Origin of the sequence: Macrococcus psychrotolerans, from assembly GCF_038095555.1 — a bacterium.
GTDB classification, from domain to species: Bacteria; Bacillota; Bacilli; order Staphylococcales; family Staphylococcaceae; genus Macrococcoides; species Macrococcoides psychrotolerans.
On the sequence record NZ_CP124591.1, the window covers coordinates 1,982,391 to 2,005,407 of the forward strand.

Sequence of the window (23,017 nt, forward strand, 5' to 3'; positions counted from 1 at the left end):
TAAAAAAAGGCACTTCGCCCTCTTTTATTTGTGATCAGATAATAAATTTAAGCAGAAAATACAGCCTTCTCCCCCACGGTGTTTTCCGAATAAGTCAGTGGGGCATATATGAAAACCCTCTGCGTAAAGCATTGCAAGATTGTCTTTACTTTGCAGTACTTTATGTTTCTTTGGTACTTTAGCCTCTTCTTGTTTTGGTTCATGTATAAACATCTGTAAGTTATCGTTTTCTAAATTTAACGTGACATTTTCCTCAATGAGTTCTACAACCATTGTTTTTAAATGATCATAGCTTTCATTAATTTGATTAATGTCTTTTTCAAGTTGCGAAAGTCTCATCAACATTTCGTCTCGATTCAATCCTAGCCCCCCTAAACTTCTACTTCGTCAATATGGAATTCAATTGGTGCTTCAATTTCCGGTACTTTTATCTGCATAGTAACATCTAAGATATTAAGTCCGATAACTTTTCCTTTACCATGCGGTGTATCAATAATTGCGCCGATATCCGGTAGTTTATTTCTTGTTTCTTCATAATAATCATTTTCATATTTTAGACAGCACATCAACCGCCCACATGCGCCTGAAATTTTCGTGGGATTTAATGACAAATTTTGATCTTTCGCCATCTTAATAGATACAGGTTCAAAGTCTCCAAGATATGTTGCACAACATAGACTTCTACCACAAGGTCCTATGCCACCCAAAATCTTTGCCTCATCTCTAACACCAATTTGTCTAAGCTCTATACGTGTTTTCAAATCATATGCTAAACTTTTTACAAGTTCTCTAAAGTCCACACGTTCGCTTGCAGTAAAATTAAATATAATCTTCCCTTTATCTAATGTGTAAGCTGCATTGACGAGGCGCATATCGAGTTCATGATTTTTAACGTGTTTTTTGCATATTTCAAGTGCAATATCCGCATCTACCATGTTCTGTTCATACTTTATAAGATCTTCTTCAGTCGCTCTTCTATGAATAACCGCAACTGGCATCACAACTTCATCTTCATTAACTTCCTTATTAGGTATTACGACGCGTGCTAATTCCATACCACGTTTCTTATGATTGATTACGACATACTCATTCTTATTAAATTGTTCCTGCCCTGGACTATAATATTCTGTACGCCCAGCTCTGTGAAACTTGACACCTATAATTTCTATCATGCTCTAACCTCACCTACAATTTTTATTGCCATCTGCTCAAACACTAATGTTGCATTTACATATTGTAATAATTTTTGCTTTGCGTTAAGCGCTGCTTCTATCATATTAATTGATTGTTGAATCGTAATTTTTTGACTGATACGTTGTATGGCAACTTCATAATCAGGATAGCTTCTTACTGACTGTTCATTCAGTTGAAGATATAGTATATCCTGCAGAAATAATTGCACCATATCCAATGCAATTTGTTGATATACGCGTTCTGAGATGTGTGATTGTAATTGTGAAACTTGAATAAGCCCCATCATATCCCCATTTAATAATGTCTGTAGCCAAGTTACAACCTGGCTTCGAACTTCTCCAAAATTTTTCTCTGTATACCAAGAAATTGCCTCGTCCTCACTCATCATTAATTTAGATAATGTCATTAGTAAAGGCGTAGGGACTTGCCCACTTAACGTTAATGAGATATCCTGTCTGTTCTGTACTGAAATATGCTGGCATCGCGAATGAATTGTTGGCAATATTTCATTTGGTGCACTTGTTAACAATAATGCAATTGTATTCCCTGGTGGCTCTTCCAGGAATTTAAGAATGCTGTTCTCCCCTTGTGTTGTCACTTTGTCAAAATCAACGATAATATATACTTTATATGATCCTTCAATCGGCTTTTGGTTCATTTTATGAAGTACTTCTTCAATCATCTCTTTTTTTATCGTAGCTTCATCAGTTTCCATAATAATAAAATCCGAGTGATTATGGGCAGCTATTCTAGAATGACAAACTTCATCATCGCCACAAATAATTGCTGAAGCGAAAATGATTGCTTCTTCTTTTAATGCCTGCTTATTAGAACCTTCAAACAAATATGCATGACTGAGCTTATCATTTTTTATTGCTTGCATTAATTGTTGTTGCATCTTAAACTCCTTTAAATATATTGAAAAAGCCGCTTAGCGCAGCTTAATTAAAACTGATGAAATTGTTCAATCGGCATAACAAATACAGTTGCTCCACCAACTTCTACTTCGACTGGGAAAGGAATATATGCATCGGCGTTTCCACCCATTGGCGTAACTGGCGTAATCGTCTGCTCTCTATTTCTGCATTTCATATTGATAAGATTCAATAATTCATCAACACGTTCATCTTCTACACCACATAAGAATGTCGTATTCCCTGCACGCAGAAAACCACCTGTTGATGCTAATTTAGTAGTTCTAAAGTTATGCTTAGTTAGTTCATCAGATAACGTCTGGCTATCTTGGTCCTGTACGATTGCTATTACCATTTTCATATTAAACACCTCTTTATTAAATTATATCATAAATTAATTCAATAACTGATTAATCCATTTCATACTTTCTGATACCACTTGCTCCGGTGACTGTTCAGCATCAATAATACGAATACGATCGGGATACTGTGCGGCTAATATATCATATCCTTCAACTACTTGTTCATGAAAATCAATCGCTTCTTTATCTAGACGATTTGTTTCACGTGAATTATCTTTAATACGATTTAAACCGATTTCTGCACTTACTTTAAGATACAATGTTAAATCTGGATATTTACCTTCAATCGCAAATTCATTAATAGAGCGAATTTCATCCATTCCAATCCCTCTAGCATAGCCTTGATATGCTAATGAACTATCTATAAAACGATCACAAATTACAATTTCCCCTTTTTGAATTGCTGGCAACACCTTTTCAACAAGATGTTGCCGTCTGCTTGCAGCAAATAATAATGCTTCCGTACGATAATCCATTACATTCGCTTCATCTAGCAATATCTTTCGAATGTCCTCACTAATTTTTATACCTCCAGGTTCTCTTGTGCAAACCACATCAAAGCGCGCTATTAATTGATCAGCGATCGCTTTGATTACCGTTGTTTTTCCAGAACCTTCTGGCCCTTCGATTGTTATAAAATAAGACATAATCTTCTCCTAACTATTGATAAACTAAAATATTTCCTTCTTTAATGCCGTGTACCTTTCCACCATTAGATATATACTGTGCTAAGCCCTCAATCGCAGCTTTTTTAATCTCTTCTCCTTGCATAATTAAAGGTATCCCTGGTGGATATGGCACGATTGGCTGGACCGAAAAATATCCCTCACTTTCACTTATAGGAATCCATTTTTTTAAATCAGATTGCGTTCGATAATTAATAACACCATCTGAACTATTTTTGTTTAATAAAATATCATTTTCTTTTATGATAATATCCTTTAAAGCAACATGTTCAATCTTTAATTGTTTTATTCTTTCCAATAACGTTTTAAATGGATATCTATCCCCATTATGCCATAAAGGGAGGATAATCAGTGAAAATTTTCCGTTGCTTAACTCCGTGTATATATGATGCTGTGCTAATAATTCAGCAATTTGAAACCCTGAGAATTCTTGATGGGTTATCATTAATTTTAAAGGATCACTAGGAGTAATCACCTGAAATCCCTTTTTTCTAAACGTATCAATCAATTCTTGACGCCTATGGAAAAACAGCATCTCATCATAATCCAAGTAGAATTGATGCGCGTGCTCTAATCCTAACATTAACATATAAGATGGACTAGAAGATTGAAGTATCGAACACATACGCCACACATCTTCAATATATAGGTTATCTTTTCTAATATGCATCACTGAACTCATCGTAAAGGCTGGTAATGTTTTGTGATATGACTGCACAATGATATCTGCGCCATAGTTAATAGATGAACTTGGAAAAGAAGTAGAAATATCAAAATGTGCACCGTGAGCTTCATCTATTATAGTAACAATATTTCTTGATCGAAAAAATTCTATAACTTTTTTTATATGATATGTTTCTCCAAAATAGTTAGGATAAGTTAATACAACTACTTCTACATTTTTTAGAATATCATGATTAACTTGATCTAAGTCTACACCTGAATATTCATTTGTAGCCTCAGAAATTTTTGTAGGAAGTATATAAGTATTTGCTTTTGCTATATTGATAGCATTAATTATAGATTTATGTGCATTCCTCATAATCGCAATACGATACCCATCTACATGCTGAGATTTATGTAAGAATCCTAATATTGCTGACAAAATACCACTCGTTGTACCTCCAACTAAGTATTTAGATTCGTATAATTGATTTCTCGTTAATTTCTTTTCACTTTCAAGAATTATCGATTCAGGATGATGATAATCATCCATCCCTTCTATCTCCGTCACATCATATTTAAATTGGACTTCACTCAGATGACCAATCGTATTATAATGATGACCCGGTACATGCAATGAAATAGGCTCCAAATTTTCAAAGTGCGTTTTCATTTGATTCAATATAGGAGTATTCAAGTTCATCATCCCTCTTTTGGTTATCTCTATCTATACTATTATATCTCACAATAAAATTGACTTCGAATATAAAGAAGCAAATAATTTCACTTAAATTAAGACATAAAAAAAAGAGACCTAACAGGTCCCCAATGTGCGGCTCATCGCATCCATTTATATATTGCCCGGCAACGTCCTACTCTCGCGGATCGTAAGACCAACTACCATCGGCGCTAGAGAGCTTAACTTCTGTGTTCGGTATGGGAACAGGTGTGACCTCTCTGCCATCGTCACCAGACAAATGAAAGAATAAATAGTTTATACTTTCAAAACTAGATAAAGTAAGTAAGATATATTAGATTCTACCCGGCAATCCCGAATAAAAAATCTATAAAATTGATTAAGTCTTCGATCGATTAGTATTCGTCAGCTCCATACATCACTGTACTTCCACCTCGAACCTATTAACCTCATCATCTTTGAGGGATCTTATAACCGAAGTTGGGAAATCTCATCTTGAGGGGGGCTTCATGCTTAGATGCTTTCAGCACTTATCCCGTCCATACATAGCTACCCAGCTATGCCGCTGGCGCGACAACTGGTACACCAGAGGTATGTCCATCCCGGTCCTCTCGTACTAAGGACAGCTCCTCTCAAATTTCCTACGCCCACGACGGATAGGGACCGAACTGTCTCACGACGTTCTGAACCCAGCTCGCGTACCGCTTTAATGGGCGAACAGCCCAACCCTTGGGACCGACTACAGCCCCAGGATGCGATGAGCCGACATCGAGGTGCCAAACCTCCCCGTCGATGTGAACTCTTGGGGGAGATAAGCCTGTTATCCCCGGGGTAGCTTTTATCCGTTGAGCGATGGCCCTTCCATGCGGAACCACCGGATCACTAAGTCCGTCTTTCGACCCTGCTCGACTTGTAGGTCTCGCAGTCAAGCTCCCTTGTGCCTTTACACTCTGCGAATGATTTCCAACCATTCTGAGGGAACCTTTGAGCGCCTCCGTTACTCTTTAGGAGGCGACCGCCCCAGTCAAACTGCCCGCCTGACACTGTCTCCCGCCACGATAAGTGGCGCGGGTTAGAAAGTCAACACAGCCAGGGTAGTATCCCACCAGCGCCTCCACGTAAGCTGACGCTCACGCTTCAAAGGCTCCTACCTATCCTGTACAAGCTGTGCCGAATTTCAATATCAGGCTGCAGTAAAGCTCCACGGGGTCTTTCCGTCCTGTCGCGGGTAACCTCGCATCTTCACAGGTACTATGATTTCACCGAGTCTCTCGTTGAGACAGTGCCCAAATCGTTACGCCTTTCGTGCGGGTCGGAACTTACCCGACAAGGAATTTCGCTACCTTAGGACCGTTATAGTTACGGCCGCCGTTTACTGGGGCTTCAATTCGTAGCTTCGCATACGCTAACCACTCCTTTTAACCTTCCGAAGACCGGGCAGGCGTCAGCCCCTATACTTCACCTTACGGTTTTGCAGAGACCTGTGTTTTTGATAAACAGTCGCTTGGGCCTATTCACTGCGGCTCTTCAAGGCTTGCACCCTAAAAAGCACCCCTTCTCCCGAAGTTACGGGGTCATTTTGCCGAGTTCCTTAACGAGAGTTCGCTCGCTCACCTTAGAATTCTCATCTTGACTACCTGTGTCGGTTTGCGGTACGGGCACCTAATTTCTAACTAGAGGCTTTTCTTGGCAGTGTGAAATCAACGACTTCGCTACTATAATTTCGCTCCCCATCACACCTTGATCTTGGTGAGTACCGGATTTGCCCGATACTCAATCTCAGTGCTTGGACGTACATAACCAACAGTACGCTTCGCCTATCCTACTGCGTCCCCCCATCGTTCAAACAATCTTAGGTGGTACAGGAATATCTACCTGTTGTCCATCGCCTACGCCATTCGGCCTCGGCTTAGGTCCCGACTAACCCAGAGCGGACGAGCCTTCCTCTGGAAACCTTAGTCAATCGGTGGACGGGATTCTCACCCGTCTTTCGCTACTCACACCGGCATTCTCACTTCTAAGCGCTCCACATGTCCTTACGATCATGCTTCGACGCCCTTAGAACGCTCTCCTACCATTGTCCTACGGACAATCCACAGCTTCGGTAATATGTTTAGCCCCGGTACATTTTCGGCGCAGCGTCACTCGACTAGTGAGCTATTACGCACTCTTTAAATGATGGCTGCTTCTAAGCCAACATCCTAGTTGTCTGGGCAACGCCACATCCTTTTCCACTTAACATATATTTTGGGACCTTAGCTGGTGGTCTGGGCTGTTTCCCTCTCGACTACGGACCTTATCACCCGCAGTCTGACTCCCGCATTAAATTATCTGGCATTCGGAGTTTGTCTGAATTCGGTAACCCGAGGGGGGCCCCTAGTCCAAACAGTGCTCTACCTCCAGTAATCATCATGCGAGGCTAGCCCTAAAGCTATTTCGGAGAGAACCAGCTATCTCCAGGTTCGATTGGAATTTCTCCGCTACCCACACCTCATCCGCTCACTTTTCAACGTAAGTCGGTTCGGTCCTCCATTCAGTGTTACCTGAACTTCAACCTGGACATGGGTAGATCACCTGGTTTCGGGTCTACGACCTGATACTCATTCGCCCTATTCAGACTCGCTTTCGCTACGGCTCCACATATACTGCTTAACCTTGCATCAAATCGTAACTCGCCGGTTCATTCTACAAAAGGCACGCCATCACCCATTAACGGGCTCTGACTACTTGTAAGCACACGGTTTCAGGTTCTATTTCACTCCCCTTCCGGGGTGCTTTTCACCTTTCCCTCACGGTACTGGTTCACTATCGGTCACTAGAGAGTATTTAGCCTTGGGAGATGGTCCTCCCGGATTCCGACGGAATTCCACGTGTTCCGCCGTACTCGGGATCCACTCAGGAGAGAATAACTTTTCGACTACAGGGCCTTTACCTTCTATGGCTGACTTTTCCAAAGTCATTCGTCTAAACTATTCCTTTGTAACTCCGTATTGAGTGTCCTACAACCCCAGAGTGCAAGCACTCTGGTTTGGGCTCTTCCCGTTTCGCTCGCCGCTACTAAGGGAATCGAATTTTCTTTCTCTTCCTCCGGGTACTTAGATGTTTCAGTTCTCCGGGTGTGCCTTCTCATATGCTATGTATTCACATATGGATAACATGACATAACTCATGCTGGGTTTCCCCATTCGGAAATCTCTGGATCAAAGCTTACTTACAGCTCCCCAGAGCATATCGTCGTTAGTAACGTCCTTCTTCGGCTTCTAGTGCCAAGGCATCCACCGTGCGCCCTTAATAACTTAATCTGTTATTAATATTGTGATGTCTGCATAAATGCAGACGCGCGATTTTTTCAAGAATTCAAATATGAACTCACTCGGTTTTGCTTGGTAAAATCTTTATATCTTCTTACTTTATCTAGTTTTCAAAGTACAATCTGAATGTATAAACATTCAAAACTGAATACAATATGTCAATGTCAATTCCTACAGACCTGAGGGTCTGTTTCCGTAATTATCCTTAGAAAGGAGGTGATCCAGCCGCACCTTCCGATACGGCTACCTTGTTACGACTTCACCCCAATCATCTGTCCCACCTTCGACGGCTAGCTCCTAAAAGGTTACTCCACCGGCTTCGGGTGTTACAAACTCTCGTGGTGTGACGGGCGGTGTGTACAAGACCCGGGAACGTATTCACCGTAGCATGCTGATCTACGATTACTAGCGATTCCAGCTTCATGTAGTCGAGTTGCAGACTACAATCCGAACTGAGAATGGTTTTATGGGATTTGCTTGACCTCGCGGTTTTGCTGCCCTTTGTACCATCCATTGTAGCACGTGTGTAGCCCAAATCATAAGGGGCATGATGATTTGACGTCATCCCCACCTTCCTCCGGTTTGTCACCGGCAGTCTCTCTAGAGTGCCCAACTTAATGATGGCAACTAAAGATAAGGGTTGCGCTCGTTGCGGGACTTAACCCAACATCTCACGACACGAGCTGACGACAACCATGCACCACCTGTCACTTTGTCCCCCGAAGGGGAAAGCTCTATCTCTAGAGTTGTCAAAGGATGTCAAGATTTGGTAAGGTTCTTCGCGTTGCTTCGAATTAAACCACATGCTCCACCGCTTGTGCGGGTCCCCGTCAATTCCTTTGAGTTTCAGTCTTGCGACCGTACTCCCCAGGCGGAGTGCTTAATGCGTTAGCTGCAGCACTGAGGGGCGGAAACCCCCCAACACTTAGCACTCATCGTTTACGGCGTGGACTACCAGGGTATCTAATCCTGTTTGATCCCCACGCTTTCGCACCTCAGCGTCAGTTACAGACCAGAGAGCCGCCTTCGCCACTGGTGTTCCTCCATATCTCTGCGCATTTCACCGCTACACATGGAATTCCACTCTCCTCTTCTGCACTCAAGTCTCCCAGTTTCCAATGACCCTCCCCGGTTGAGCCGGGGGCTTTCACATCAGACTTAAGAGACCGCCTACGCGCGCTTTACGCCCAATAATTCCGGATAACGCTTGCCACCTACGTATTACCGCGGCTGCGGGCACGTAGTTAGCCGTGGCTTTCTGGTAAGGTACCGTCAAGGTACGTTCAGTTACTAACGTACTTGTTCTTCCCTTACAACAGAGTTTTACGATCCGAAAACCTTCTTCACTCACGCGGCGTTGCTCCGTCAGACTTTCGTCCATTGCGGAAGATTCCCTACTGCTGCCTCCCGTAGGAGTCTGGGCCGTGTCTCAGTCCCAGTGTGGCCGATCACCCTCTCAGGTCGGCTATGTATCGTTGCCTTGGTGAGCCGTTACCTCACCAACTAGCTAATACACCGCGGGTCCATCTATAAGTGACAGCAGAACCGTCTTTCACTATCGCTTCATGCGAAGCTAGATATTATCCGGTATTAGCTCCGGTTTCCCGAAGTTATCCCAGTCTTATAGGTAGGTTACCCACGTGTTACTCACCCGTCCGCCGCTAACGTCAGAGAGTGCAAGCACTCTCGTCTGTTCGCTCGACTTGCATGTATTAGGCACGCCGCCAGCGTTCATCCTGAGCCAGGATCAAACTCTCCATAATAGATTGCTTGATAAAGCTCTTTGATTGCTTGAGGCAATCACTCTTGGGAGTGAACTTAATCACTCAAATTATTGGAATTAACGTTGACATATTGTCATTCAGTTTTCAATGTTCATTGCGTTATTCTTTGCGTCTCACAAGATCTAATTATACTCTCTTGTTTTTCGAAAGTCAACAACTTTTTTAAAAAGTTTTTTGTTGTCTTTCGAAGCGCTTGTCCTGTATGAATTATCTCTGCCGGACAAGATATAACTATACAGGGTTTTAAGCACTATAACAAGCATAAAAATTACACTTTCACTACTTTTTTTAAAAAGTTTTTACTTTTCTTTTGGGTCGAGCCATCCTTTTATCTTAGGAAGTTGTTCTAGAGCATCATGATAGCCTAATTCGTACATTGCTGAAAGCTTATCGCGATTCTTTTCCATACGATCTACTTTTAAATCTTTAGATGGACGAATTACTATTGCATGCCCGCTTTTTTCCTGATTGTCTATATATTGCAACGTCTCATTATAAACTGCGGGGCGTTTCTGCATCGCTTCATCCACTTTCTTATACCCCTTTACTTTAAAGTATTTAGAAAGTCGGCTGGAACGTTTTACATATCCTTTCGGCCTAGTGAGTACGACTACATTATTGATCATGCCATCGCGCTGTGCCTTTCTTAAAGGTATCGGGTCTGTTACTCCACCATCTAATAGTTTCTTACCATCGTACTCTACTATTGGTGCCATTAGTGGCAAAGAACTTGAAGCTCGAAGAATCGTCATTAAGTCTTTTTTTAAATATGCTTTATTAAAATATTCCGTTTCTCCGGTTTCACAGTTAGTACATGCGATGACATATTCTCCTTTATATCGAAGAAACTCTTCCATATTGAACGGTACATATTCTCTTGGTATTTCATCAAAGATAAAATCCATTCCAAACATCTCTTTATTCTTTATATAGTTAGAAAGTGATAAGTAACGTTTGTCATCTAAAAAATCTAATGATACTTTCTTATTTCTTCCTTTCTGCTTTGAAAGATAAGATGCTGCCATATTCCCACCTGCTGAAACACCGATTACATAATTAAATTGAATACCATGCTCTAAAAAACAATCCAGGACTCCTGCAGTATATATACCTCTCATACCGCCGCCTTCTAATACTAATCCAGTTGTCATTTTATTCACCTCATTATAATTATTAATTATAACAGCCCATATGCAAAATTACTTATTGTAGTATCTATAATCTTTTAATATATTTGTCTTGTAATGCAAATACATCAATCTTTACTTCATAATAACGTCTATATTGGGATGTTTAACGATATATCTAACATGGTTATTATCACTGATACTTAGGCACTATTCGAAAAAGCATCCCCAATCATTGATTGAGGATGCTTGTTCATGATTTCTCTAGATTTCCGTTCTTCCTGTTATTGCTTTGGATAACGTCACTTCATCCGCATACTCTAAATCTCCACCTACAGGTAAACCGTGCGCTAGACGTGTCACTTTAATTCCAATCGGTTTCACGAGTCTTGCAATATACATCGCCGTTGACTCACCTTCAATATTTGGGTTTGTTGCTAATATTAATTCCTGTACATGCTCATCACGCAATCTCGTGAGCAATGAAGGGACATTAATATCTTCAGGTCCAACGCCTTCCATCGGAGAAATCGCACCGTGCAGAACATGATACAGTCCTTTATACTCTCGCATCTTCTCCATGGCGATAACGTCTTTAGTTTCTTCTACTACACATATCATAGACTGATCACGCGTCTTATCTTCACATATATAACATGGATCTGTATCCGTAATATGTCCGCAGACTGAACAATACGTTAATTCACGCTTCACATCTACAAGTGCCTTCGCAAAACCTACTACATCGTCTTCTTTCATATCTAACACATGAAAGGCCAGACGACTTGCAGTTTTCGGGCCGATTCCAGGTAATTTCATAAAACTATCAATTAATTTAGAAATTGGTGCAGGATAATGCATATTACATCATTCCCGGAATGTTTAATCCTTTAGTATGTTGTCCTAAACGTTGCGCTGTGACATCATCCGCTTTAGATAATGCATCGTTTGTCGCAGCTAATACTAAGTCTTGTAACATTTCGATATCTTCTGGATCTACTACTTCTTCTTTGATAATTACATCAAGTACTTCTTTATGGCCTGAAACGACAACAGTAACCATGCCGCCACCAGCTGTTCCTTCAATTCTTTCTTCTTTTAATTTCTCTTGCTCTTCAGCCATCTTCTTTTGCATTTTTTGCATTTGTTTCATCATTTGTTGCATATTTCCGCCACCGCGCATAATTTATTCCTCCTAATTAATCTATAATGTTAATTGCATCTTTACCAAACAGGTTTTCTGCCTGAGTAACAATATCATCTTCCACAGGCTGCGTTTCCTGCTTTGGTTGCTTTTTATTCTCCAGATAATTATGTCTGACTTGCAGCCACTGAGAACCTGGCACTCCTACCATTTTAACTTGTTTTTCAATAATTGTGTATACTATTGACTCAATCTGTTCCCTTTTTGCGTCATCATTATTAACCATATCGCAATGAATTTCTTCGTCAAATTTAATTAATACGTGCGTGCTGCTTGCAGCAACAGGCTCAGAATTTTTTAGAAGGCTTACTAGCGCTTTCTTCCCCTCGTTTTCCACGTGCTGAATCAATGTATGCCAATTCTGCTTCAAATAGTTTAAATCCTGTCGATTTGCATGATCCAGCACCGTTTCAATTTGACGCATTGAAAATGCATTTTTCGAACGTTTTTGTTCTTTTTTTGGTCTGGACGCTTGCACGGGAGCACTTTGAATTCCACTTGCGACTTGCTTTTCAAGTTGTTGTAGACGCTTTTCTAAGTGCGAAGTATCAACTTGAACAACACTTTGTGTAGCACCTTGTCTACGTTTAATAAGTTCCGACAGTTTAACAATCAGCACCTCAAAGTGAACATTCGTATTTACTGCAAAACGCATAGATACTAATGTATCGTTTATTTTATCTATCATCTCATACAGTAATCCTATATCAAGCTGATAAATACTTTCGTCTCCTTTATTGTCTGCTGCATAATCCATAATAATATCTCTTAAAAAATAAATTAAATCATTTACTAAACGTGTCGTTTCCTTTCCTTCAGACAATAAGCGATGAAATTGTTTGAACGCTTCTTTAACGTCATGTGTGATTATATAATCCGTAAGTTCAAAGAAGTCTTCACGCCCTACACTTCCAGTGACACTATGGACATGTTCTAAAGTCAATGCCTCAGTTCCAAATGCAATTGCCTGATCAAGTATACTCAGCGCATCCCGCATACCACCTTCAGCAGTTGTCGCAATAAAATTCAAGGCATCTTCATCATACTTAATCTCTTCTGTTCGACAGACGTAAGCAAGATGTTCAGCGATATCATTAACAGAAATTGCTTTAAAATCAAACCGTTGGCATCTTGAAATAATTGTCGCAGGAATCTTATGTGGTTCCGTTGTAGCAAGAATAAAAACAGCATGAGCAGGTGGTTCTTCTAATGTCTTCAATAATGCATTGAATGCACCTGTTGTCAGCATATGAACTTCGTCGATAATATAGACTTTATATGTAGATTCACCTGGTGCATATTTTACTTTATCTCTTATATTACGAATTTCATCAACACCGTTATTACTCGCAGCATCAATCTCAATGACATCTGAGTTTGTTCCTTTCGTAATTGAGACACACGTATCACAAGAATTACACGGCTCGCCATCTGTACTCACGGTACAATTAATGGCTTTTGCAAATATCTTAGCGATACTTGTCTTGCCTGTTCCTCTCGGGCCATTAAATAAATAGGCGTGGGAAATCTTATTCTTTTGAATTGCATTCTTTAATGTCGTAGTAACATGTTTTTGTCCGACAACCTCTTCGAATGACTGAGATCTGAACACTCTATATAACGCTTGATAACTCAAAAGGGTTCCCTCCAAAAATATAATAATATTAATTATAACATTGAAAATATCAGCATCATATAAAAACGATAATGATATTCTGAGTATATTAAAAAAAGTACCGAAACAATTGTTCCGATACTTTATCTATAATAAATGTATTATTTTAAATTAAAACCGTGCACCTTCACTTCGAATAACAAGCACAAGCGTTACCTAAATCGACAGCTCAAGAACGGCTGCCCTAGCCACATACAAATGACCACTTAATGCTGCTTCCTTCCGGACCTGACATGATTCGTGGGTTTATATTGACTAGGACCGCTCTCTCAACACTACGTGTTCAGGTCAGACCTCACAACTCATTACCCTCAGCAAAGGAATTAGGTCTTACCTAAGCGGATTGTAAGTACAGGGAACCGCTACCTCCCCACTTAGCACGGCAAAGTTAATAATACTATATTTCTCATAGTTATTGCAACTATTTCGTTATACTATTTTCTTATCGTACGTCTTGAGAAGTCTACAAATTTAAACTCACTCGCTCTATGCTTGGATACATTGTATTGGAATGCAGACGCATCTTCCAAGTGTACAACCGAACGAACAACCGCTGCATATGGGGGCATAGTTTCTTTAAACAATTCAAGATCATCGTCTGTCATAGGCTCAAAAGTAATTGCTTTCTTCGAATATGAGATTAAAAGTCCTAGTCGTTTCTCAATATAATCATAGATTGAGTGCTGTGCTATTTCCTCATTTAATCCTGGCATCATCGATTTAATGAAATAATCAGTATCAATAATATTAACACGCTCTTTATCTCTTCTACTTCGTACTACACGATACAACTCTGTATCATCGCCTAAATTCAAAGCTTCTTGAACAGATTTATGATCTTTTGCTCTTACAGTTTCAAAAGATTCTACAACCGTATTATAATCCATATTCAATGAATGCTTAATTTCTTCGAAGCTGATGAGTTGAGAAACAGGGAAATTCATTGCTTGATTATAAATAACTATTGAACCTTTTCCTTTTAACTTTTGTATATAACCATTAGTTTGAAGCAGGCTCAATGCTTTACGTACTGTTTCTCTTGATACACCATAACTTTGTACGAGCAAGTTTTCGGAAGGTAGTTGTGCACCTTCTTTATATTCTCCGTTGATGATCTTTCCGCTTAAGTCCTGATAGATCTTTCTGTACTTATTGCTGTTCAATTCTTTCACCTCTATATCTAAAATATTGTTTTCAGATTAGGGAAATGCATTATCGAAGAATGGCAAATGCTTGATACGGCTTTATTTTATGCGATACATTATCGTTATTTGTTATTAGCACTTCGCCTTCTAGATCAAATGATACTGGTAGTTCTGCAGGTTCTTCACTAAAGTTTGCAACAACAAATAAAATTTGATTACCCAGTGTTCTCTCATAAACAAATAACTGTTTATGTTCTTCTAATAACGGTTTCACTTCTCCATAAGTTATTATATCTCGTTCATGTCTTAATTTTATCAGTTTTTGGTAAGTATAGAAGATAGAATTTTCATCTTTTAAAGCTTTCTCAACGTTTATCTGTTGATAATTATCTGCGACCTTAATCCAAGGTTCATTCGTTGTAAACCCTGCATACTTACTATCATCCCATTGTACCGGAGACCTTGAATTATCTCTTGATTTATCTTGAAGCACCTTTAGAATCTCATTTTCTGAGCGTCCTTCTGCTTTCATGATTTGATAAGCATTTAATGACTCTACATCACGATAATCTTCTATACTATTTAAATAGAGATTTGTCATACCAATCTCTTCTCCTTGGTAGATATAAGGCGTACCTTGAAGCAAGTGCAGAACAATTGCCAGCATTTTTGCAGATTTCACGCGTTCTGCTTCCGTCTTGTCACTACCGAAACGACTTACAACACGAGGTTGATCGTGATTGCACCAGAATATCGCATTCCATCCATTCCCTTTTGAAATCCCCGTCTGCCAGTGAAATAATATACGCTTTAATTCTACAAAATCAAAGGGCATCGTCGTCCATTTTTCACCATTTTTATAATCAACTTTTAAATGATGAAAATTAAAGACACTGCTCAATTCTTGACGATCTGGCCTTGTATAGCGAATACAATGCTCCAATGTCGTGGAACTCATTTCGCCTACTGTCATAAATCCTTCTTTATCACCGAACGTATTGCGATTTAATTCATGCAAAAATTCATGTACTCGAGGGCCATCTGTATAAAATTCTTTACCTATCTTAACAGAATCTTTGAATGTCCCTTTTGAAATCAAATTAATAACATCAAACCTAAAGCCATCCATCCCAAAATCAATCCAGTAGTTAATCATATCGTAAATTTCTTTACGTAGCGATTCATTCTCCCAGTTCAAATCAGCCTGTGTCACATCGAACAGTCGTAAGTAATATTGTCCTGATAATTCATCGTATTGCCATGCATTACCCCCAAACTTGGATTCCCAGTTCGTTGGAGGGTTGTCTTTCGACCCATCTTTCCAAATATAATAATCTCGGTAAGGATTATCTTTAGATTTGCGTGATTCTACAAACCAATTATGATGGGTAGATGTATGATTGATGACAATATCAGACATGATCTTGATACCACGTGCATGGGCTTCATCTAACAAGCGCCTGAAATCCTCCTTAGTTCCAAATTCAGGATTAATCTCATAATAATCGCTAATATCGTAACCGTTATCGTTCATCGGGGAATGATAAACCGGAGTAAGCCATATATAATCAATACCTAGATGCTTTAAATAATCCAGTTTCTCGATAATTCCATTGATATCTCCTTGTCCATCTCCTGTTGTGTCGTTAAATGATTTAGGATAAATCTGATAGACAACCGACTTTCTCCAATCTGTTACCGCCATTGTATTACCCCTAACTTAAAGTATTTATATAATTTTATACCGAACAACATGTATTTACAAGTTGTTCGGTATAATGTAAGTCCTATAACTTTTTATCTGCAACAATCGGTTCTGCAATATCATCGCCCATCTTCTTCTTCGCAAAGTTTGAGAATACTAATGTTAAAATCATCGGCAATACCATCGCGATAAGCATACCGATTAAGAACGTGCCTTTAAACCCGCTATTAATACTCATAATACCAGGGACACCACCAACACCGACTTTACCCAATAGTTGCTGAGAACCAAATAATGCACCAACAAGACCCGTAGTTATTACTGCCGCAATAAATGGATATTTCAGTGGGATGTTTACACCAAACATTGCAGGCTCTGTTACACCTAACCATCCAGAAATACCTGAAGTAAATGCTAAACCTTGTTCTTTAACCATCTTCTTACGTTTATATAAGAACCATGCTGCAAACGCTGCAGACCCTTGAGAAATATTAGAAATTGCTAAGATTGGCCATAAATATGTTCCATCTAATTTAGAACTCATCAGCTGGAAGTCTACCGCTAAGAACATGTGATGTAACCCCGTGATAACAAGCGGAGCATAAACTAGTCCATAAATTAATCCGCCTAACCATCCAGCTTGTTCAAAGATAAATTGAATTGCGCCAGTAATTTGGTTACCTAACCAGAATGCAACTGGCCCAATGATTATAAATGATAAGAAACCTACTAACAATAATGCAACAGGTCCTACGACTAACATCTTAATTGAATCATGTGCACGTTTATTTAAGAAACGCTCAACTTGTGCTAAACACCACGTTGCAATTAAGATTGGTAATACTTGGGCTGCATAGTTTAATTGTTGAACTTTCAATCCAAATACATCCCAAGTTGGAATTTCAACAAGTTTACCTGTTTTCGCATCCGCTAATCCGTATTGTGAAGCAAGTGCAGGGTTAACTAACACTAAACCTAATACTAATCCAAGAATCGGACTGCCCCCAAACACACGCATCGCACTCCAACCGATTAATGCAGGTAAGAAGTGGAATGGAGTTACAGCTATCAACTTGATGATTTCTGCAATACCTTTTATTTGTGGGTATACATCAACTACAGCTTTCCCTTTATAAATTGCACCAGCTTCTAATAATAAATTTGATAAACCAAGTAATAGACCCGCTGTTACGATCGCAGGAAGTAATGGAATAAATACATCACCTAATGTTTTTATCAACTTTTGAATCGGACTCATCTTCTCTGCTGCTGCTGTTTTAACTTCTTCTTTTGAACTCTCGCCGACACCCGTCTCATCTACAAATACTTTATATGCCTCGTCTACAGTACCAGGGCCGATAACAATTTGGAACTGGTTATTTGCTGCGAACGATCCTTTAACTAAACTAATTTTATCTAGAGCTGACTTATCTACTTTATTATCATCATCTAATACTAATCTTAATCTCGTAACACAATGCGTTGCGGCATTAACATTTTCTTTTCCACCAATGGCTTTTATAATATCTTTTACATCTTGTCTGTTGACTGCCATATGTTCCATCCCCTTTTCTTAATATGCTAACATTGTACTCTGTCTATACAAGTATGTAAAGGTTTTATGAAAGGGTTTTCAAAATACATTGACGATAGATATAAGTAAAAAAAGACCTTAACATAATGTTAAGGTCTTCAATATATAAAAGTTTAATTGTCAAAATAATGGCGGAGGAAGAGGGATTCGAACCCCCGCGAGCCGTTAAGCCCCTGTCGGTTTTCAAGACCGATCCCTTCAGCCGGACTTGGGTATTCCTCCAAATAAGACAATATCAATAATATAATATATCAAGGATGCTGTCAATAATTCACGATCAATATTTTAATACATTTTAGTCTCTATGTTACTAATCATCCATTCTTTTCCGAATTTCGCTAAAAATATCGTCAGTTCCAATGGCCAAACAATGCGATAGCCATCAGTTCTTGCATCCACTAAATTACGCGCAATAACACGTGCCGTTTTTTCTCTATAAATGATTTCCAGGAACTCTTCACGAACACTATAATATTTCATCGTTTCCGATTGAACAGCATGGAGCCATTCGCATTTCTTCTGCTTATACCCGGTAATATGTATAATATGACTGCCATCCATCATAATCCTATCGATTGAATGCGTATCCTTTTCAATCATACCATCGACCAACATTCTATAAATCTCATGTAACTTTTTCTCCGTCATCGGCATAATATCGCTCCTATACAATATAAAAAATATTATAAATAAAGAGGCCAATTATGGCCTCTTTGTTATTCTTCTGACTTAATATCGGCAGCAACCTCTGTTACTGCTTCAGCACAAGATATATGCCTATTATAATCATTCATCTAATTAATATAACGATTAGCTGAAACTACTTTTACTCACTGCAGTAATTGTTGACTGTAATACGTTAATACCCTTCACATTAAAAATGAAACTACGTAAATTCTTAAATAAATCTTAATAATTCATTAAAATGATTTATATTCATCTTTTATACAAAGACATGTCAGTCTAGGATCATTAAGAAAAGAAACGTTTCACATGAAATAAACTATATCCCACCTTTTGTTATAATAAAGAAAACAGGAGGTGCCAAATGGAAATATTATTATTCGGACTCATGATCTTCATTATCTGTATCACAGCAAGTTATGTCACAGCTTTGTTAATCAATCGCTTCTCAAAGAATGAATATCGTTTTAATTTTAAATTTGCCGTGACAAATGCGTTGTTCTTTACAATCGCTTATTTGTTTATCATGTATTTTATGAAATAAAAGAATCCTTTAATCTTTATGATTAAAGGATTCTTTCTAATCTATTCCCACTCAATCCAAAACGTCTTTTCACTTTGGTTCAATTTAATTCAAACACTAGTGAAATCAACGGTTGTCCGATAGTTATGTAATTTTGAGATAAATTGGACTTCCCCTTTTCACTAAAAGTCTGCCCTTTTTTTGCCCTCAATTATTTATTTCGTCTATTGTTCGTTTTATTTACAAGCTTAGCTAATCTATTATCTAAATTACTTTTTTTAGTTTCTTTAAATTCTTCTCTTTTTCGATTGAATTCTTCTTTCTTAATTTGGATAGTTTTATTCTTCATCATTCTATCATCATCATCGATAGAAATCTCATCACAAATTTCATTCCAAGTTTTCATTTCAATTCCAGGCAATATCCCTGCTTCTTCTTCTATGAAGCTAAGGTCAGTTGTATGTATATATGGTATCTTCATATGGAAAGCAAAATAAAGAGATGCATATTCTCCTAAATTTTTAATAGTTTTATTACTATTATCAATATCATCAAAATTTCTCTGCCTTAACTGATGTAGAAACTGTACTTCTAGTTCTTTTAAATCTGATACTTTTAAAACTTGATATAAATGCTGATTTTCTTGATATTTTGTATAGATATATCTAAATTTATCTTTATTTTTTTCAAATTTAACAATTTCGTTATGAACTTGTTCTACAAAGCCTACTACAGAGTAATTTCTAAGATAATCTACTTCTGAATCACAGTGACAGGCATCTACCCAGACATTAGCGTCACAAACACAACTAACCTTCATTTAAATTCAGCTCCTCATCTATGAGGTTTAAAACTGACTCTAAATAACTATCTAATAATTGACCGTTTTTATAATTTTCATTTAAATCATCAATAAACGAAGGTGAGATATAATCGGTTGCAGGAATATCATAAATAGAGTAATCCAAATTATTCTTTTTACATTCCTCTATAAGTCTGTCGTGTTGTGACTGTAAACCTAGATTTAATCTATTTGGGTTTAATGTATTAGGATATATCTCTAATAAAGCTCTCGCAACATTCATATATGAAGCCGAAAAATAATTTTGCAATTTAATGATGTTAACTTTAGATATGAACTTCACATTAATATTATCATCAATTATTTTCTTTCTTAATTCATTTCTATCTATCAATATTTTAGAAGCAAAATTCTCCGCCTTAAATTCCATTTCATTATATTCATTTTCTGCACGAGAACTTATATGTCCGGTATCTCCTGTGTACCAATGATAAACTTCGTGCCAAAGAGATTGGTTTTGACGAGCATAATGATGGGATCTATTTACAAATATACACTTGAATTCTCCTATATTAATATGAAACCCTGAAATATCTTCATCTATATGTTTACCTATAATAAAAAACCCTAATCCCTCTATTGTTGCGTAAGAGTCAGAAATAGGGCCTTTTATGTGTGGAAATTCTCTTTTAAAATTTCTAACTGTTTCATCAACCTCAAGCGATAATTCTTTTTGTCTTTCATCACTCAATATTTTAGGCATTAACATTACCTCTCAATTTCCTTTGTTCTACCATGATACTAAATAGCTTCAAAGTACTTTTGATACTTTCTTCTGCTCCGCTACCTCTAAAACTTATTTCAGATACTTCCTCTGCTTTAAATATCTCATCTTTTGGAATGTTTAAAATTTCTGCACATTCCAAGAATCTTTCCCTATTAAAAACATATCCGTGATTTATCGACTCATGTAAATCATTGTATCCTTGTTTCTTTAAATCAATACCTTTTTGATTTAACAAACGTATTAACTCAGACTGTGTGTACTTTGGAATCTTTAAAAAGTTCATAATATTCCCCTCCTAAACATTACCTATTTGCTAGGTAATACTCTTAACTTCTATTTATATTATACCCTCTTTACAGTGATGTAAATAGCTATGCCAGTAAGCGTCAAAACTATACAACCTCTAAATCGAAAAGCAAATACTGACGTCTAAACATACTCGTGATTTGAACGTAGAGGGGGCTATTTTAACCGTTTCACACCAAAACGACCAAACATCAGTAATTTTCGTTCTTTTACATTCTAGAAGCTCTATACGACTTAAAAAATATTTTTTAGTTACATCCAAATATGGACTTATTGAATTAATGCGCTCAGATTTGAGCGCATTAACCAACCAGCTACCCACTAACTAAAATTTAACGTGCTTAGAATGGCAATGAGAAGCGGGCAGTTACAGACAATTTAGTCCTTAACTCGATATCTAAGGCTGGACTCAAACATCCTTACCTCAGATCATAACGTAAAATTGCGTTCTCAAAAAAACTGAACACGTTAATATCGCGCTCAGATCAAAAACGTAACATTTGGTTTTTAACCGAAGATGATTTGTACGAATTTTTAATGTAAGAATTTCACGACATACTACAGCCGAGATATCGTCTCTATATGATTACACCTGAATAATTGGGCGTACACAAAAAGGACACCCCAAACCTGGGGCACCCTTTAATTTTTCCGCATCCTTTTTAGGGACTGTATGAACTCACTGAAAATCATGACTTAAAATCATACAAAACCTTTAGTGAAGCCATTCTTATATGAATTCATTCCGTGTTCGTTATTTCTCATAAATATTTTACAGGACTTATCGAAAATGTACGCGTAAAAGAAGCATTTTCTAACTCGCTATTTATATCTTTTCTGCTACGAAAAACTACTTCATACTGCGATATATCAATAATCTCTTCTAACTTATCACGTCTAATATAGACGTTACCTAATGCATCAATCAATGCTAAATCTCTTCGCATTTTATGCACAAGTCTTTCAAGCACAACACAATAACGCTGCGTCTCCCCGTCGAGATAAGAAGCTGCACCAACTACATGGCCATATTTCATAGCGTTAGCATTTCCTTTTTTAGTTTCACTCTTGGTATTTCCTTTGTTACCAAGAGCGATTTTATTATTTTTAGCAAACCTGCCATCTTCATTTCTCATTAGGATCATCTCCCTACAGCTTATATTTGCGCTTTAAGTCTTCAATTTTCATATCGATGCTGATTTTTGATGACACACTCGGTGATGAATAATTAAGACCTACCGAGTGATCTATTCCTTTGTATACACATGAATCATTACCAAACATCACCTTGTCTAATTCTTCTTTTACGTACTTAATCTCAGCAAGTACAACACTCTTATCTGTTTCACTCATTCCGTTAGCTTTCTCTATAAACAGGGGTAGATTGCGCTTAAATGCGTGTGCCTTATTAGTGTCTTTTCTCGCTTCATTCAACTTGTTGCTCATTTAAATCACTAACTTGTAGCGCTCATCAATGCTTAATAAGTCGATACTGATATCATTTCTAAGGTTTTCAGTTAGATAATTCCTTCTTGTAATCTCGTCAGTACTTATACTTTCTGATTTGCTCAATTCATCTTCTGCAATTTTTAATAAAGTATTTGCCTGTGATTCGATGCGACTATCACTACGCTCAATTTCAGCATTAGAATGAGCGACCTCTTTCTCAATTAAATCGTTCAACTTTTGATTGAATACTTCTGGTTTATAAACATCTTCGTAATCTTCCACAAATTCTTGCACCTTTGGTCAATCTTACTATGGAAGATAGTAGCAATCGCCATAGGCTGGGGTTCCTGCAGCTTACTGCATACTGATTTCACCTTTTGATTATCAAATTCACTATTCATATTA

General features: G+C 38.0%; 21 protein-coding genes, 1 tRNA gene, 3 rRNA genes and 1 other RNA gene. 1 reads left to right on the top strand and 25 read right to left on the bottom strand.

What is annotated here, in order from left to right; genetic code table 11:
* Positions 1–24: 24 nt before the first annotated feature.
* From yabA to QA539_RS10515, 19 genes are all read right to left on the bottom strand, one after another.
* Positions 25–360 carry a DNA replication initiation control protein YabA gene (gene yabA / locus QA539_RS10425; RefSeq protein WP_219493369.1) on the bottom strand — a complete coding sequence of 112 codons (336 nt, stop codon included), beginning with the start codon at positions 358–360 and terminating at the stop codon, positions 25–27.
* Positions 361–371: 11 nt separating this feature from the next.
* Entirely contained in the window at positions 372–1,172 is an 801-nt protein-coding gene (locus QA539_RS10430; RefSeq protein ID WP_419895191.1) for a PSP1 domain-containing protein, read from the bottom strand.
* Positions 1,169–2,092 (bottom strand): DNA polymerase III subunit delta' C-terminal domain-containing protein, encoded by a 924-nt coding sequence (locus QA539_RS10435; protein ID WP_219493371.1) that lies wholly within the window; start codon positions 2,090–2,092, stop codon positions 1,169–1,171. The genes QA539_RS10430 and QA539_RS10435 overlap by 4 nt, the downstream gene beginning before the upstream one ends.
* A 47-nt stretch (positions 2,093–2,139) precedes the next feature.
* Positions 2,140–2,469: a cyclic-di-AMP receptor gene (locus QA539_RS10440; RefSeq protein ID WP_086043577.1), complete on the bottom strand. Its 330-nt coding sequence runs from the start codon at positions 2,467–2,469 to the stop codon at positions 2,140–2,142.
* 33 nt (positions 2,470–2,502) lie between these two features.
* Positions 2,503–3,117 (bottom strand): dTMP kinase, encoded by a 615-nt coding sequence (gene tmk, locus QA539_RS10445; RefSeq protein ID WP_219493372.1) that lies wholly within the window; start codon positions 3,115–3,117, stop codon positions 2,503–2,505.
* A 13-nt stretch (positions 3,118–3,130) separates the two neighbouring features.
* Positions 3,131–4,522 carry an aminotransferase class I/II-fold pyridoxal phosphate-dependent enzyme gene (locus QA539_RS10450; RefSeq protein WP_222111898.1) on the bottom strand — a complete coding sequence of 464 codons (1,392 nt, stop codon included), beginning with the start codon at positions 4,520–4,522 and terminating at the stop codon, positions 3,131–3,133.
* 156 nt (positions 4,523–4,678) lie between these two features.
* A 5S ribosomal RNA gene (gene rrf, locus QA539_RS10455) occupies positions 4,679–4,793 on the bottom strand.
* Between the two features lie 98 nt (positions 4,794–4,891).
* A 23S ribosomal RNA gene (locus QA539_RS10460) occupies positions 4,892–7,818 on the bottom strand.
* Positions 7,819–8,036: 218 nt separating this feature from the next.
* A 16S ribosomal RNA gene (locus tag QA539_RS10465) occupies positions 8,037–9,590 on the bottom strand.
* Together the 16S, 23S and 5S rRNA genes form the textbook arrangement of a ribosomal RNA operon.
* A gap of 320 nt (positions 9,591–9,910) precedes the next feature.
* Positions 9,911–10,762 carry a patatin-like phospholipase family protein gene (locus QA539_RS10470; RefSeq protein WP_419895192.1) on the bottom strand — a complete coding sequence of 284 codons (852 nt, stop codon included), beginning with the start codon at positions 10,760–10,762 and terminating at the stop codon, positions 9,911–9,913.
* Positions 10,763–11,002: 240 nt separating this feature from the next.
* Positions 11,003–11,599, bottom strand: coding sequence for a recombination mediator RecR (gene recR / locus QA539_RS10475; protein WP_120786360.1), 597 nt, complete (start codon positions 11,597–11,599; stop codon positions 11,003–11,005).
* A 1-nt stretch (position 11,600) separates the two neighbouring features.
* Positions 11,601–11,921, bottom strand: coding sequence for a YbaB/EbfC family nucleoid-associated protein (locus tag QA539_RS10480; protein ID WP_086043586.1), 321 nt, complete (start codon positions 11,919–11,921; stop codon positions 11,601–11,603).
* A gap of 16 nt (positions 11,922–11,937) precedes the next feature.
* Positions 11,938–13,578 carry a DNA polymerase III subunit gamma/tau gene (dnaX, locus tag QA539_RS10485; protein WP_419895193.1) on the bottom strand — a complete coding sequence of 547 codons (1,641 nt, stop codon included), beginning with the start codon at positions 13,576–13,578 and terminating at the stop codon, positions 11,938–11,940.
* A gap of 156 nt (positions 13,579–13,734) precedes the next feature.
* Positions 13,735–14,000, bottom strand: an RNA gene (gene ffs / locus QA539_RS10490) — signal recognition particle sRNA large type.
* Positions 14,001–14,051: 51 nt separating this feature from the next.
* Positions 14,052–14,780: a trehalose operon repressor gene (gene treR / locus QA539_RS10495; protein ID WP_283722007.1), complete on the bottom strand. Its 729-nt coding sequence runs from the start codon at positions 14,778–14,780 to the stop codon at positions 14,052–14,054.
* Positions 14,781–14,829: 49 nt separating this feature from the next.
* Positions 14,830–16,467, bottom strand: a complete 1,638-nt coding sequence (gene treC / locus QA539_RS10500; RefSeq protein ID WP_419895194.1) for an alpha,alpha-phosphotrehalase — start codon at positions 16,465–16,467, stop codon at positions 14,830–14,832.
* A gap of 82 nt (positions 16,468–16,549) precedes the next feature.
* Positions 16,550–18,022, bottom strand: a complete 1,473-nt coding sequence (treP, locus tag QA539_RS10505) for a PTS system trehalose-specific EIIBC component (RefSeq protein ID WP_120786356.1) — start codon at positions 18,020–18,022, stop codon at positions 16,550–16,552.
* 168 nt (positions 18,023–18,190) lie between these two features.
* Positions 18,191–18,283 (bottom strand) — tRNA-Ser (locus QA539_RS10510).
* 63 nt (positions 18,284–18,346) lie between these two features.
* On the bottom strand, positions 18,347–18,715 hold the full coding sequence (locus QA539_RS10515; protein WP_419895195.1) for a nuclear transport factor 2 family protein: 369 nt from the start codon (positions 18,713–18,715) through the stop codon (positions 18,347–18,349).
* Positions 18,716–19,109: 394 nt separating this feature from the next.
* On the opposite strand from QA539_RS10515, the gene QA539_RS10520 reads away from it, so the two are divergent.
* On the top strand, positions 19,110–19,289 hold the full coding sequence (locus tag QA539_RS10520) for a hypothetical protein (RefSeq protein WP_283722011.1): 180 nt from the start codon (positions 19,110–19,112) through the stop codon (positions 19,287–19,289).
* Between the two features lie 190 nt (positions 19,290–19,479).
* Here QA539_RS10520 and QA539_RS10525 read toward each other — a convergent pair whose 3' ends face one another.
* From QA539_RS10525 to QA539_RS10550, 6 genes are all read right to left on the bottom strand, one after another.
* Complete coding sequence (locus QA539_RS10525) at positions 19,480–20,088, bottom strand: hypothetical protein (protein WP_419895196.1); 609 nt, start codon at positions 20,086–20,088, stop codon at positions 19,480–19,482.
* Positions 20,078–20,833 carry an ImmA/IrrE family metallo-endopeptidase gene (locus QA539_RS10530; RefSeq protein WP_419895197.1) on the bottom strand — a complete coding sequence of 252 codons (756 nt, stop codon included), beginning with the start codon at positions 20,831–20,833 and terminating at the stop codon, positions 20,078–20,080. Before QA539_RS10530 ends, QA539_RS10525 begins: the two co-directional genes overlap by 11 nt.
* Positions 20,826–21,140, bottom strand: coding sequence for a hypothetical protein (locus QA539_RS10535; protein WP_419895198.1), 315 nt, complete (start codon positions 21,138–21,140; stop codon positions 20,826–20,828). Before QA539_RS10535 ends, QA539_RS10530 begins: the two co-directional genes overlap by 8 nt.
* Before the next feature lie 784 nt (positions 21,141–21,924).
* Entirely contained in the window at positions 21,925–22,299 is a 375-nt protein-coding gene (locus QA539_RS10540; RefSeq protein ID WP_419895199.1) for a hypothetical protein, read from the bottom strand.
* Between the two features lie 13 nt (positions 22,300–22,312).
* The gene (locus QA539_RS10545) at positions 22,313–22,609 is read right to left on the bottom strand and encodes a hypothetical protein (protein ID WP_419895200.1); all 297 of its coding nucleotides are present in this window, start codon (positions 22,607–22,609) and stop codon (positions 22,313–22,315) included.
* Entirely contained in the window at positions 22,610–22,894 is a 285-nt protein-coding gene (locus tag QA539_RS10550; protein WP_419895201.1) for a hypothetical protein, read from the bottom strand.
* Positions 22,895–23,017 lie beyond the last annotated feature (123 nt).